Origin of the sequence: Stenotrophomonas tumulicola, assembly GCF_014117215.1 — a bacterium.
Classification (GTDB): Bacteria; Pseudomonadota; Gammaproteobacteria; order Xanthomonadales; family Xanthomonadaceae; genus Stenotrophomonas; species Stenotrophomonas tumulicola.
This window is the reverse complement of sequence record NZ_JACGXS010000008.1, coordinates 1-13,640: the sequence shown is the minus strand read 5'-3', so window position 1 is coordinate 13,640 and position 13,640 is coordinate 1. Positions and strand designations below refer to the sequence as shown.

Here is a 13,640-nt window from a genome sequence, read left to right as displayed (position 1 = left end):
CAGGTCACGGGAACGTAGCAAAGCAACCGCAGCGCAGGCATCTTGCGCCGCAGCAGCAGGCACGGTGTCGCAGGCGTCCGTGGCGCATACCGGTGGCAAGGCTGCATGCCACCGGTATGCGCGGCCGATCAGAACTTGTAACGCACGCCAAGCAGGAACTGGCGGCCCGTCTCGGTGTACTGCAGCGGCAGGCGCCCGGTGAGTGGCGAATACACCCACTCGTCAGACCCTTCGTTGGTCAGGTTGATGCCTTCCAGGCTCAGCTCCAGCGCGTCGCTGATCTTGTAGCGCACGGAAGCATCGACGACCGTGGTGCCGGTCATCCCGTGGTAGCCGTCCAGGTTGAAACCGACTTCCTGGCCGGGCGCCTGGGTCAGGTAGTCATCGCGGTTGGTCGCCGAGATGCGGCCGGCGAACACCTCGCCTTCGTAGAACAGCGTGGCGTTCCAGGAGGACTTCGACAGGCCGGTCAGGTCGGTTTTCATCACCGGCTCGCCCTGCCCGTTGAGATACTGGATCTTGGATTCAACCCACGTGTAGTTCAGCTGCGCGCCCAGGTTCGACCACTTGCCGGGCAGGAAGGTGAAGGGCTGGGTGTAGTTGGCTTCGATACCATGCAGCTCGCCGCCGGGCGTGTTGAGCGGAATGCTGAAGGTGAACTCATCGTTGACCGTGGCGCCGGTGCCATCGAGCAGGCTGGCCGGCAGGCCACTGCTGGAATAGGGACGCACGTCGCGGGTGGTCTGCACGAAGGACTCGATGTCCTTGTAGAACAGCCCCAGCCCCAGCATCGCCCCCTCATTGAAGTACCACTCGAAGCCCAGGTCGACGTTGGTGGCGCGGATCGGATCCAGGTTCGGGTTGCCGCCGCCCACCGTACGCGCGCCGCCGGCCACCGCCACGGTCACGCCCGGGGTCAGGAAGCCCAGGCCCGGACGGGTCATCACCTTGGCCGCACCGAGGCGGACCAGGAAGTCCGGAGCCACTTCGGCGACCAGGTTGAACGAGGGCAGGGTGTCACTGTACTTGCGGCTGGTGGTGGTCAGTTCCGGGACGCCGCCGATGGTCGCGTAGCCGGTGGACTCCTGCTTGGTCTCCACGTAGCGCACGCCGAAGTTGCCCGACAGCGGAATCGAGCCGAGGTCGGTGGAGAACTCGCCCATCAACCACACGCCACGATCCTTCTCTTCCACGCTGCGGCTGTTGTTCAACCGCGGTGCGACGGCGAAGGAACCGGAATTGCCGTAGATGTCGAACAGGTCGGCGACCGCGTCCAGGTCCGGCACCACCCAGTTCGACGGCGAACCGCTGATGCCCTTCAGGCCGGACTGCTGGGTGTACTCCGGCGGCACGATCAGGCTGCCGCCATCGAAGCCAGGCACCTCCAGTTCGCTGGCACGGCGTAGTTCGACCGTGCTGAAGGTGTAGTTCTTGGCCAGCACGCCGCCTTTCAAACGGAAGCCAGGGCTGATGTTCCAGTTGAAGTCCAGCTGCGCGGTGTCGAAATCATTGTCCACCGATTGCGGGCGCAGGCGGATTTCGGCCAGCTGCCAGCCGTTGGGGTCGGTCGGATCTACGCCATAGTTGATGATCGGCTGGTTCTTGTTGCCGCGGTAGTCGTAGCTGTAACCATCGACATCGTACTTGTCCATGATGATGGTGGTCTGCACCGGGTTCTCGTGCTTCGAGCGCGAGGTGCCCAGCTTGCCGGAGATCTGGAAGGCATCGCTGAAGCGGTGGTCCAGGTTCAGGCTGACCTGCTTGAACTCGGTGCTCCATTCGTCATGCCGGTTTTCACTGCGGATGTCTACGTTGTCGAACTCACCGTAGACCAGTGCGTTGTCGCGCACCTCGCCATTGCGCACGATGGTCTGTGGCTTGCCCGTGCCGGAGCGGCTGAAGGAGATGGCTTCGATGTAATGTTCATCGCGGTCGGCATCGATCTTCGAGTACAGGGTGTCCAGCGAGATCTCGGTACGGTCGCTCGGCTTCCACTGCAGCGAGCCGGTCACGCCCAGGCGCTTCTGCTCATGTTCCATCTGCACGTAGCGCGGGAAACGCGGATGGAACACGTCGGCGCTGTTGGCCTCGGCGAACGGCGAGTCGGGGGAGAACCCACCATTGCTCGGGCCGTTGGCCCAGCGGCCGGTGTTGGAACCTTCCTCCAGTGCCTGGCGTTCGGAGTAGGCCACCGACAACAGGGCACCGAAGGTGCCATCGGCGAAGGTGTTGGCAATCAGCGCGGCAACGCGCGGGTCGGCCTTGTCGGCCATGTCGTTGAAGCTGCCCTGGCCGCTGGCAGCGAAGGTGAAGCCGTCGTAGTCGAACGGACGGGCAGTGCGCAGGTCGACGGTTGCGCCCAGCGAACCTTCTTCGACATCGGCCGAGGCGGTCTTGCGCACGATCAGCTGCGAGAACAGGTCCGAGGCGAATACGTTGAAGTCGAAGCCGCGGCCACGGTTGGTGCCGCCGCTCTGGTCGCCGGCACCGACGGTGGTGAGGGCCTCCATGCCGTTGATGCGCACGCGGGTGAAGTCCGGGCCGAGGCCGCGCACCGAAATGCTGCGGCCCTCGCCGGCATCGCGGGTGATGACCACGCCGGGGATGCGCTGCAGCGACTCGGCGAGGTTGAGGTCGGGGAACTTGCCGATGTCCTCGGCGACGATGGCATCAACCACGCCGGCTTCGCCGCGCTTGATGTCCAGCGCCTTCTCCACGCTGGCGCGGTAACCGGTGACGGTGACGGTATCCAGGTCGGTCGCGCTGCCGGCCTGCTGCGCATTGGCGGTGGCGCCCAGCGCCAGGCCGATGGACAGGGCCAACAAGGTAACCGGTGTCTTTTTAGTTCTGATACGAGAATTCATGGCCTTTCCCTCTCCCAAAGGTCTGGTTCACAATGCGATATCAGCAAGATGACACCGCTGGTCATGGCGGACGTTAACAGCACCTTCAGGATCGGGCATCTTGCAGCGCAACAGATTTGTAATGTCCCGGAGATGCTTGCAGGACAATGATTTCGACATTCCTGTAAGGTAGACGGGAGGCTGGCTGCGGCCAGAATGACACCGATAGCCAAGATCCACGCGGGGTGCGTGGTTCCATCAGGCCCGCCCCAACGCGATGCTGGGGCAAGGGCAACGAGGACATCCGATGAGTCGAGTGGTCTGTTTCGGGGAACTGCTGTTGAGGATGGGCGCACCGGGTCGCGAGCTGCTGCTGCAGTCGCCGCGGCTGGATGTGCACGTGGGGGGGGCGGAAGCCAACGTGGGCGTTTCGCTGGCCCATTTCGGCCACGACGTGGCCATGGCCAGCACCGTTGCCGACAATCCGCTGGGCGCGCACGCGCTGGGTGAGCTGCGCCGGCATGGCGTGGATACCCGCGGCGTGCGCTTGCAGGCCGATGCCCGCATGGGGCTGTACTTCCTGACCACCGGCGCCGTGCAGCGCGCCAGTGAAGTGGTCTACGATCGCGCCGGTTCCGCGTTCGCGCTCAGTGCCGCCGCCGATTATGACTGGCCGGCGCTGCTTGCCGGTGCCGACTGGCTGCACCTGTCCGGCGTCAGCCCGGCGTTGGGAGCGGATGTCGCGCAGGCCACGCTGGCCGCCGCGCGTGCCGCCCGTGCCCAGGGGGTGCGTGTTTCGTTCGACGGCAACTTCCGCCCGAAGCTGTGGCAACGCTGGGGCGGCGATGCGCAATCGATCCTGCACGAACTGTTCGCGCAGGCCGACATCGTGTTCGCCGATTACCGCGACATCGAAGTCGTCCTGGGCCTGCCGTTCGCGCAGGACGACGTGGTCGATCGCGTCGAGGCCGCGGCAGCCGCTGCGTTCGGGGCTTTCCCCCGGCTGCAGTGGATGGCCTGCACGCAGCGCAAGGCACTCAGCGTGGACCACCATGCCCTGGGCGCACTGCTGCTGGGCCGTGATGGCACGCGCGCGCAGGCGCCGGTACGCCAGCTGCAGGGCATCGTCGACCGCATCGGCGGCGGTGATGCGTTCGCCGCCGGCATCCTGCATGGCATCATGCGCGGCTTCGATGCCGACGCCACCGTGCGTTTCGGCTTGGCCGCCGGTGGCCTGAAGCATTCGATCCCCGGCGATTTCAATCCTGTCAGCGAAGCTGACGTGCTGGCCCTGGTGGGCGAGGAGCGTTTCGATGTCCGGCGCTGATCCGCGCGTACGCGCGGTACTGAAACTTGCACCGGTGATTCCGGTGTTCACCCCTGACGACGTGGATGATGCCGTGCAGGTGGCACAGGCATTGTTCCGCGGTGGCCTGCCGGTGGTGGAAGTGACCCTGCGCACGCCTCGCGCGATGGAAGCAATCAGGGCGATGGCCGAAGCGGTGCCGGATGCCGTGATCGGTGCCGGCACGGTACTGACTGCCGCGCAGATGCAGCAGGTGAAGGACGCTGGCGGCCGTTTTGCCGTATCCCCGGGTGCGACCGATCGGTTGTATGCGGCCGCACGCGATGTCGACCTGCCGTTCCTGCCGGGCGTGGCCACGTCTTCCGAACTGATGCACGGCCTGGAGCAGGGCCTGGATACCTTCAAGTTCTTCCCGGCCGTGCAGGCGGGCGGCGCGCCGCTGCTGTCGGCCTGGGCCGGTCCGTTCGCCGACGTGCGTTTCTGTCCGACCGGCGGCATCAGTGCACAGACCGCACCGCAGTTCCTGCACCTGCCCAACGTGCTGTGCGTGGGCGGCTCGTGGCTGACCACCGCAGCGCTGCTGCAGAGCCGCGACTGGGCGGCCATCGAAGAACTGGCCCGCGCCGCGTCGGTGCTGGCAGGCTGAACGAAACAGCCTGCGCGGCAGGCTGGTCCATGCGGCCATGTCCAGGACGGGAGCAACGGGTCCTGGACCCGCCGCGCCGCTGTACGCCCATGCACCGGCGCTAGTGCTTGCCCAACCGCCGATACAGCGTGCTGCGGCTGATGCCCAGCCGCTTGGCTGCAGCACTGACGTTGCCTGCACAGGCGTCCAGTGAATCGCGCATGGCCTGTTCGGTGATCGCATCCATGGACCGGCAGGCGGCAGACGGCGGCCGGGCAGCAACGTTCCCCTCGCGCAGTTGTGCAGGCAACTGCTCCACGTCAACCCGCCCGCCCGGGTCGCTCAGCGCGGCCAGGGTGCGCAGGCAGGCCTGCAGCTGGCGCAGGTTGCCGGGCCAATCGTAGCCAGCCAGCAGCTCCAGCGCCTGCGTGGACAGCTGTCGTCCCTGCGCCAGCGGCTGCCACAGCGTCAGTACCAGGGACCTGCGGTCAGCAGCCAGCTCACGCAGCGGCGGCAGCACCACCACGTGGTCGGCGATCCGATAGAACAGGTCCGCGCGGAAACCGCCGGCGGCCATTGCCAGCGACAGGTCGCGATGGCTGGCACATACCAGGGCGAAGTCCAGCTTCACCGGTTTGCCGCCGCCCAGTGGCGAGAGCTCGCGCTCCTGCAGCACGCGCAGCAGGCGCGGTTGCAACGACAGCGGCATGTCGCCGATCTCATCGAGGAACAGCACCCCGCCCTGCGCCTGCCGCAGCAAGCCCTGGCTGCCTTGCCGGCGTGCACCGGTGAAAGCCCCTTCCTCGTAGCCGAACAACTCCGATTCGATCAGGCCTTCCGGAAGTGCCGCACAGTTCACTGCCACGAACGGGCGCTGCGCGCGGACGCAGCGACGGTGAAGTTCGCGTGCGAACACTTCCTTGCCGGTTCCGGTCTCGCCCTGGACCAGCACCGGCAAGCCCGCGTGCAATACGCGCAGCGCCTGCGACAGCCGCTGTTCCGCGCCGGGGTCGAAGGCCAGGGTCGGCGTCCCCGAGGCTGCGGTAACCGGAACCGGCGGTGCCGCGTCCATTGCCGGACGGCGCGCGCGGGCCTGGACGGCCTGCGCCTGGACGTGGCCATGCAGCACGCGCCCTTGCCGGTCCTGCAACATGCCGTCGTCGTGCAGGCGCGACAGCGGCTGGTCGAACAGGGCTTCGTAGGTAGCCTGGCCGATGTCATGCCGCTCCAGGCCGAACAGTGCCAGCGCTGCGCGGTTGGCCGCCACCATGCGCCCGTTGCGGAAGCCCAGCACGCCCTCGCGCGCGCTGCCCAGCAGCGCCGGCTGGTGGTGCAGGCGCACCAGCTCACAGCCCTCAAGGCCGCGTTCGAACGCGCGGTGCTCGATCTGGTCCACCACCTGCCTGCCCAACGCCAGTGCGTGCAGGTGTGGCTGCCGCGCGTCGCCGGAGATATCCAGCACGCCGATGCGCTGGCCATGGGGATCGAAGATCGGCGTGGCCGAGCAGGTCAGGATGCCGTGCGGGGCAAAGTAGTGTTCACCGCCACGGACCTGCAAGGCGCGCCCCTCCACGATCGCCGTGCCGATGGCATTGGTACCCACGGTGTGTTCGTCCCAGCGTACTCCCGGCATCAGGGCCACCCGGCCGGCGCGGTCCAGGAAACCGGTGCTGCCTTCCGCATCCAGCACCCAGCCATCTTCGTCGGTCAGCAGCACGATGCCGCCGCTGCTTGCCAGCCCCGCCGCCAGGCCGTCCATTTCCGGGCGGGCCAGCGTCCACAGGCGCTCGCGTCGCTGCCGCAGCTCGCGCAGCCGTGACGCGGCTATCGGTTCCACGTGGGGTTGCGCGTGCACTGCCAAGCCATGCCGCTGGCAACGTTGCCACGAGTGCAGGATCGCGTCAGGAATCGCGCCCACCGGCGCTGCTCCGCGTTCAAAGAAGGCCAAGCGCGCGCTGCCGAGGCGTTCGGGGGTGGCTTGTGGGGACATCGACAGTCTCCAGTGTCGCAATCTGCGACAGTTGTAGCGGGCTCTGTTCCGATTAACAGCACAGCGCGCGTTACCGCGCAATCACCGGCCCTGACGCACTGCGGCAATCCTCACTGGATGTCTCCGTTGCAACAACGCCGCAGCACATGACGCGGCGCAGCATGCGCGGAGTTGGCATCGTCCTTGCGCTGTCATGGCACATCCCGGGCGATCCGGGCCATTGACTGGAGCAAGCCATGAACGCCGTTGCCTCGACCCACCCACACGCCACCCATCCGGGTTCCCTGTTCAAGCCGCGCTATGAGAATTTCATCGGTGGACAGTGGGTTGCACCGCGCAGCGGGCAGTACTTCGAAAACACCACGCCAATCACCGGCAAGGTGTTCACCGAGGTAGCGCGCTCCAATGCCGATGACATCGAGGCGGCACTGGATGCAGCACATGCGGCCAAGCGGGGCTGGGCCGAAACCTCCACCACCGATCGCGCCAACATCCTCAACCGCATCGCCGACCGCATCGAAGAGAACCTGGACCTGCTCGCCCACGCCGAGACCTGGGACAACGGCAAGCCGATCCGGGAGACGCTCAACGCTGATATCCCGCTGATGGCAGACCACTTCCGCTACTTCGCCGGCGCGGTACGCGCCCAGGAAGGCAGCCTGTCGGAGATCGACAAGGACACCATCGCCTACCATTTCCATGAGCCGCTGGGCGTAGTCGGGCAGATCATCCCCTGGAACTTTCCCCTGCTGATGGCGGCCTGGAAACTGGCCCCGGCGCTGGCCGCCGGCAACTGCGTGGTGCTCAAGCCGGCCGAGCAGACGCCTGCCTCGATCCTGGTGCTGATGGAAGTGATCGGCGACCTGCTGCCCGCCGGGGTGCTGAACGTAGTCAACGGTTTCGGCCTGGAGGCGGGCAAGCCGCTGGCCAGCAATCCGCGCATCGGCAAGATCGCCTTCACCGGGGAGACCACCACCGGGCGGTTGATCATGCAGTACGCCAGCCAGAACCTGATCCCGGTAACGCTCGAACTGGGTGGCAAGTCACCCAACATCTTCTTCGCCGACGTGATGGCCGAAGACGATGACTTCCTCGACAAGGCCGTGGAAGGCTTCGTGCTGTTCGCCTTCAACCAGGGCGAAGTGTGTACCTGCCCATCGCGCGCGCTGATCCAGGAATCCATCTACGAGAAGTTCATGGAACGGGCGCTCAAGCGCGTGGCCGCGATCAAGCAGGGCAATCCGCTCGATCCGGGCACCATGGTGGGCGCACAGGCTTCTTCCGAGCAGTTGGAAAAGATCCTGTCCTACATCGATATCGGCCGACAGGAGGGGGCCGAGGTGCTGATCGGGGGCGAACAGGCCAGGCTCGACGGTGACCTGGCCGGCGGTTACTACGTCAAGCCGACCGTGTTCAAGGGCCACAACAGGATGCGCGTGTTCCAGGAGGAGATCTTCGGACCGGTGGTGTCAGTGACCACCTTCAAGACCGAGGAAGAGGCGCTGGAGATCGCCAACGACACGCTTTACGGGCTGGGGGCAGGGCTGTGGAGCCGCGATGCCTCGCGGCTGTACCGCATGGGCCGCGCGATCCAGGCCGGCCGCGTGTGGACCAACTGCTACCACGCCTATCCCGCCCACGCCGCCTTCGGTGGCTACAAGCAGTCCGGCATCGGCCGCGAAAACCACAAGATGATGCTCGACCACTACCAGCAGACCAAGAACCTGCTGGTCAGCTATTCACCCAGGAAGCTCGGCTTCTTCTGAGTTGATCGCGATCAAGGCGCCGGCGCGCTGCCGGCGCCACCCTGTCTTCCAACGCACTACGGAGATCCACGCATGCAATCCACCATGAAAGCTGCCGTCGTCCGTGAATTCGGCAAGCCATTGGTCATCGAAGAAGTCGCCGTGCCGCGCCCGGGGGCGGGCGAGATCCTGGTCAAGATCGAAGCCTGCGGCGTCTGCCATACCGATCTGCACGCCGCCGAGGGTGACTGGCCGGTCAAACCGAACCCACCGTTCATTCCCGGCCATGAGGGCGTGGGCCACGTCATCGCCGTCGGCGCAGGGGTCAGCCATGTCAAGGAAGGCGACAGGGTCGGCATCCCCTGGCTGTATTCGGCATGCAGCCACTGCGAACACTGCCTGGGGGGTTGGGAGACGCTGTGCGAGTCGCAGCGCAATACCGGCTATTCGGTCAACGGCGGTTTCGCCGAGTACGCGCTGGCCGATGCCAACTATGTCGGCCTGTTGCCCAAGGAAGTGGGCTTCGTCGAGATCGCACCGATCCTCTGCGCCGGTGTCACCGTGTACAAGGGACTGAAGGTCACCGACACCCGGCCGGGCGATTGGGTGGTGGTCTCCGGCGTGGGTGGACTGGGCCACATGGCGGTGCAGTACGCCAAGGCGATGGGGCTGAACGTGGCAGCGGTGGACGTGGACGATGGCAAGTTGCGGCTGGCCGAGCGCCTCGGCGCCACGGTGACGGTCAACGCATCGACCACCGATCCCGCCGCGTTCCTGAAGAAAGAGATCGGCGGGGCCCATGGCGCCCTGGTCACTGCGGTTTCGCCAAAGGCGTTCGAGCAGGCACTGGGCATGGTCCGCCGCGGCGGTACGGTAGCCCTGAACGGCCTGCCGCCGGGCAACTTCCCGCTGGACATCTTCGGCATGGTGCTCAATGGCGTGACGGTGCGCGGCTCGATCGTGGGCACCCGTCTGGACCTGCAGGAATCCCTTCGCTTTGCCGCCGAAGGCAAGGTCGCCGCGACGGTCAGCACCGACACGCTGGAAAACGTCAACGACGTGTTCGCGCGCATGCATGCCGGCAAGATCGAAGGCCGCGTCGTGCTGGACTTCGCCGCCTGACCCACCGCGCATGGCCGCCGCTCCGGTCTCCTCTCCCGCGGACCGGCGGCCATGCCACTTTGCTGGAGCCGCCGATGCCTCCTCTCCCTGTCCAGGTAATGGCCACCCTGGCGGCCCTGCAGCTGATCGAGAAACTGCGCATGCGCCACGGGCCACTGCTGTTCCATCAGTCCGGTGGTTGCTGCGATGGGTCTTCGCCGATGTGCTTCGCGCAGGGCGATTTCATCGTCGGCGACCGCGATGTGCTGCTCGGCGAGATCGGCCAGGCGCCGTTCTACATCAATCCGTCGCAGTTCGAGTACTGGAAGCACACCCAGCTGATCATCGACGTCGTGCCCGGACGCGGCGGCATGTTCTCGCTGGAGAATGGCGAGAACGTCCGCTTCCTGCTGCGCTCACGGCTGTTCAGCGATGAAGAGTTCGCCGCCCTGCAGGCGGCCGGCAAGGCGTGAGGGCTGCCCAGGCCCTCTACAATGGGCGCATGATGCCCGCCCTCAAGACCCTCCTGCTTTCCCTGCTCGCGTTGGCCGGGGCGCTGCTGTCACTGGCCCTGGTCACCACCGTGGCCAGCTGGCTGCCACCCTTGCTCGGCCTGCATGGCAATGGCGCCGTGCAATTGGGCTTCGACCTTGCCTTCACCGTGCTCGGCGGTATCGCGGCGATCGGCTTTGCGGCGTACTACGCACCGTGCTGGCCGCGCAGCCATGCGGCGACGGTCTGGCTGCTGATCACCGCTGCATCGTTGTGGGCCGCGTGGGACATGGGCAATGACTTCCCGCGCTGGTTCGTGCTGTTGCTGATCATCTCGCTGCCATTGCAGTTGGGCATCGGCCTGTGGATCGGCGCACGTCGCCCGCGCACCGCAACATCCCCTTAACAATTCCCCCCTAGTCTCTGTGCGGCCGGTTACCGGCACGGCCGTGCAAGGGCCAGGTGCGCATCCGCGCATTGGCGCGCGGCACGCACTCACAGGGCAATGGGGAACATCCGATGCGCAACACCTTCCGGGAGGCGCCGATCCGCGCCCCCCATGCAAAGCTTTTGTCCCGCGCCGTGCGTGCGGTGTTGATCGGTGGCGCCGCCGCCCTGCCCATCCAGGCGCTGGCTGACGACGCCGTGCCGGCGGCGGCCGGCGGCGATGCAGCAGCGGCGATGCAGCAGCTGGACACCGTCAGCGTCACCGGCAGCTATGCCAGGAGCCTGGAACGCGCGGTCGACCTCAAGCGCAGCAACATCGGCTTTTCCGATTCCATCGTCGCCACCGACGTGGCGGACTTCCCCGACCAGAACCTGGCCGAAGCCCTGCAGCGCATGCCCGGCGTGACCATCGAACGCAACAAGGGACTGGGCAGCAAGGTCAGCGTACGCGGCCTGCCCGCCGAGTTCACCCACGTCTCGATCAACAACCTGTCCACCGCCTCGGGCAGTGGCGGACGGGATGTGCAGTTCGATATCTTCGCCTCGGACGTGGTGCAGAACGTCACCGTGCAGAAGTCACCGACCGCCGCCGACGAAGAAGGCGGCATCGCCGGTTCGGTGTACATCGAGACCGCCAAACCCTTCGACTACAACGAGCCGAAGTTCAGTGCCTCCGCCGAGGTGGCGAACAACTCGATCAACGGCAAGAACGACCCGAAGATCTCGTTCCTGGCCAGCGACACCTGGGGCGACTGGGGCGGCCTGGTCTCTTTTTCCAAGGCCAAGCGAACCAACCGTACCGATTCCAATTCGGGCATCAACTTCCGCCCGATGGGGCGCTTCCTTGAAGCCTCGGGTACGCGGTCATCGCAGGCCGCCGCGGTGCTGGCACGCGATGCCGGCATCATCGTCAACGACCGCATGGACAAGGACGAAACCAACCGCATCATCTTCCAGGACAAGGTTGGCGACCGCATCTATCTCAACGAGCAGGACCAGTGGGGCGCCACCGCGTCGCTGCAGTTCAAGCCCAGCGATACCTTCTCGCTCAGTTTCGATGCGATGTTCGGCGGCTACGACACGCACGAAGACGAATACGATGCCGCCGCTTACTCCGCATCCAGCATCAGCACGCTGGACACCATCCATGGCTACGACGCGGACACGCTGTCGAAGTACGGCATGGTGGTGCTGCGCGATGTGTCCTACACCGCCACCCAGCACGAGATCCTCAGCAAGGAGCGGTTCGCCAACACCGACTACCGCCAGTTCAGCAGCAAGCTGGACTGGAGCGTGGGCGGCTGGGAGATCGACGCACTGGTCGGTTACTCCGGCGCACGTCGCGATTCGGACTACGCCAACCTCAAGCACGTGGCCTACGCACCGTCGCGCACCCGCTGGACCGCCAATGGCGGTGAGACGCTGGCCAGCGCCGCGTCGAACGGATTCGACATGTACAACTCCGCCGACCAGTACCTGTTCGAGGCCTACGAGACCGAGATCGAGCGGGTGAAGGACGACAAGTACGCCGCACAGCTGGATTTCCGCAAGTCGCTGGAGCTGGCCTTCCTGCCGGCGCTGACCAGCGTCAAGTTCGGTGCACGGTATACCGACAAGTCGAAGGAGCGCGAGTTCGGCAACACCAAGATCCAGGGCCCCGGAGCCGGCAGCGTCGACTGGGTGAACACCCGCACGCTGGCCGACAGCAACCCCGGCTGGATCAGCGATATCGTCCCCGGTGGCAGCTACAGGCCAAGCAACCTGGACTGGCAGCAGGTGTCCAACAGCTACGCGCGCCGCACCTTCCGCTATCCCGGTTTCGAAACCCCGCTGGACGATGGCCAGTTCTACCAGGTGGACGAGAAGACGCTCGCCCTGTACGCCATGGCCGACTTCTACGTCGACATCGGCAGCGTGCCGGTATACGCCAACCTGGGCGTGCGCTCCATCGATACCAAGGTCGATTCGGCTGGCTTCCACCCGGTGCAGAATGCCGATGGCAGCAGTGGCTACACGCCCACGCCGATCTCCAGCAGCGGCGACTACAGCGACCTGCTGCCCAGCTTCAACATGACCGCCGAGGTGGCTGACGGCCTGGTGCTGCGCGCGGCGGCATCGGAAACGCTCATGCGTCCGTCGCTGACCGACATCGCCTATCGGCGCACGGTGAGCTGGAGCAGCTTCCGTTTCATGGACGGCAACCCCGCCTTGAAGCCGACCACCGCCAGGCAGTGGGAGATCGGCCTTGAGAAGTACCTCGACAATGGCGGACTGTTGGCCGCGTCCTACTTCTCCAAGAAGATCGACGGCGTGGTGCGGCAGGAACTGACCGGCATCGTGCCAAACGTGGAAAAGCTCAACGCCAACGGATCGCTGGACGGCTACTACGACTTCGAGGTCTACCAGCCGGTCAATGCCGATGGCTCCTACAAGGTCACCGGCGTGGAGCTGGTTGCCCAGCTGCCGCTGTCGATGCTGCATCCGGCGCTGGAAGGCTGGGGCATCAATGCCAACTACACCCAGCTGGACAACTCGCTGACCGGCGCCTCGGACCTGGATATCCCGACCCCGCCCGAAGGGCTGGCGGAGAAGGCCTACAACTTCACCCTGTACTACGAGAATGATCGCTTCGACGCACGCGTGTCCTACAACTACAAGGACAAGTACGTCGAGTACATCCATCTCAACATGTACCCGGTGTACCGCGATGCCTACGGCCAGACCGATGCGTCGATCGGCTTCCGCCTGAACGACACCTGGAAGCTCAGCCTGGACGCAATCAACGTGTTCGACGAAGAGACCTCGGGCTACACCATCGACAAGTCCTTCCCGACGCAGTACGAGTTCTCCGGGCGCCGCGTCACCCTGGGCATCCGCGCCGACTTCTGATCCGTACCCCGGTAGCGCCGAGCCATGCTCGGCGACGGCCGGAATCCGCCGGGCATGGCCCGGCGCTACAGGTCCAACGTCCCAGGGATCGTGCACCAGGCGCCGCGTCACCCTGGGCATCCGCGCCGACTTCTGACCCGTGCTCCGGTAGCGCCGAGCCATGCTCGGCGCCGGCCGGAATCCGCCGGGCATGGCCCGGCGC

At 65.8% G+C, this 13,640-nt stretch carries 9 protein-coding genes; 7 read left to right on the top strand and 2 right to left on the bottom strand.

The window, feature by feature from the left end:
- Positions 1-128: 128 nt before the first annotated feature.
- A complete protein-coding gene (locus H4O11_RS14220) occupies positions 129-2,864 on the bottom strand; it encodes a TonB-dependent receptor (protein WP_182340091.1) in 2,736 nt (911 codons plus the stop codon).
- Between the two features lie 286 nt (positions 2,865-3,150).
- Here H4O11_RS14220 and H4O11_RS14215 point away from each other — a divergent pair, with 286 nt between their 5' ends.
- Positions 3,151-4,170: a sugar kinase gene (locus H4O11_RS14215; RefSeq protein ID WP_182340090.1), complete on the top strand. Its 1,020-nt coding sequence runs from the start codon at positions 3,151-3,153 to the stop codon at positions 4,168-4,170.
- Positions 4,157-4,795 (top strand): bifunctional 4-hydroxy-2-oxoglutarate aldolase/2-dehydro-3-deoxy-phosphogluconate aldolase, encoded by a 639-nt coding sequence (gene eda, locus H4O11_RS14210; RefSeq protein ID WP_182340089.1) that lies wholly within the window; start codon positions 4,157-4,159, stop codon positions 4,793-4,795. The genes H4O11_RS14215 and eda overlap by 14 nt, the downstream gene beginning before the upstream one ends.
- Before the next feature lie 100 nt (positions 4,796-4,895).
- Here eda and H4O11_RS14205 read toward each other — a convergent pair whose 3' ends face one another.
- Positions 4,896-6,764 (bottom strand): sigma-54-dependent Fis family transcriptional regulator, encoded by a 1,869-nt coding sequence (locus H4O11_RS14205; protein ID WP_182340088.1) that lies wholly within the window; start codon positions 6,762-6,764, stop codon positions 4,896-4,898.
- A 236-nt stretch (positions 6,765-7,000) separates the two neighbouring features.
- Here H4O11_RS14205 and adh point away from each other — a divergent pair, with 236 nt between their 5' ends.
- From adh to H4O11_RS14180, 5 genes are all read left to right on the top strand, one after another.
- Positions 7,001-8,530, top strand: a complete 1,530-nt coding sequence (gene adh / locus H4O11_RS14200) for an aldehyde dehydrogenase (RefSeq protein WP_182340087.1) — start codon at positions 7,001-7,003, stop codon at positions 8,528-8,530.
- Between the two features lie 72 nt (positions 8,531-8,602).
- Positions 8,603-9,631, top strand: coding sequence for an alcohol dehydrogenase AdhP (adhP, locus tag H4O11_RS14195; RefSeq protein ID WP_182340086.1), 1,029 nt, complete (start codon positions 8,603-8,605; stop codon positions 9,629-9,631).
- A gap of 74 nt (positions 9,632-9,705) precedes the next feature.
- On the top strand, positions 9,706-10,083 hold the full coding sequence (locus tag H4O11_RS14190) for a DUF779 domain-containing protein (RefSeq protein ID WP_182340085.1): 378 nt from the start codon (positions 9,706-9,708) through the stop codon (positions 10,081-10,083).
- Positions 10,084-10,115: 32 nt separating this feature from the next.
- Positions 10,116-10,508, top strand: a complete 393-nt coding sequence (locus H4O11_RS14185; RefSeq protein ID WP_182340207.1) for a hypothetical protein — start codon at positions 10,116-10,118, stop codon at positions 10,506-10,508.
- 113 nt (positions 10,509-10,621) lie between these two features.
- Complete coding sequence (locus tag H4O11_RS14180) at positions 10,622-13,438, top strand: TonB-dependent receptor (protein WP_182340084.1); 2,817 nt, start codon at positions 10,622-10,624, stop codon at positions 13,436-13,438.
- The last annotated feature ends 202 nt before the right edge of the window (positions 13,439-13,640 follow it).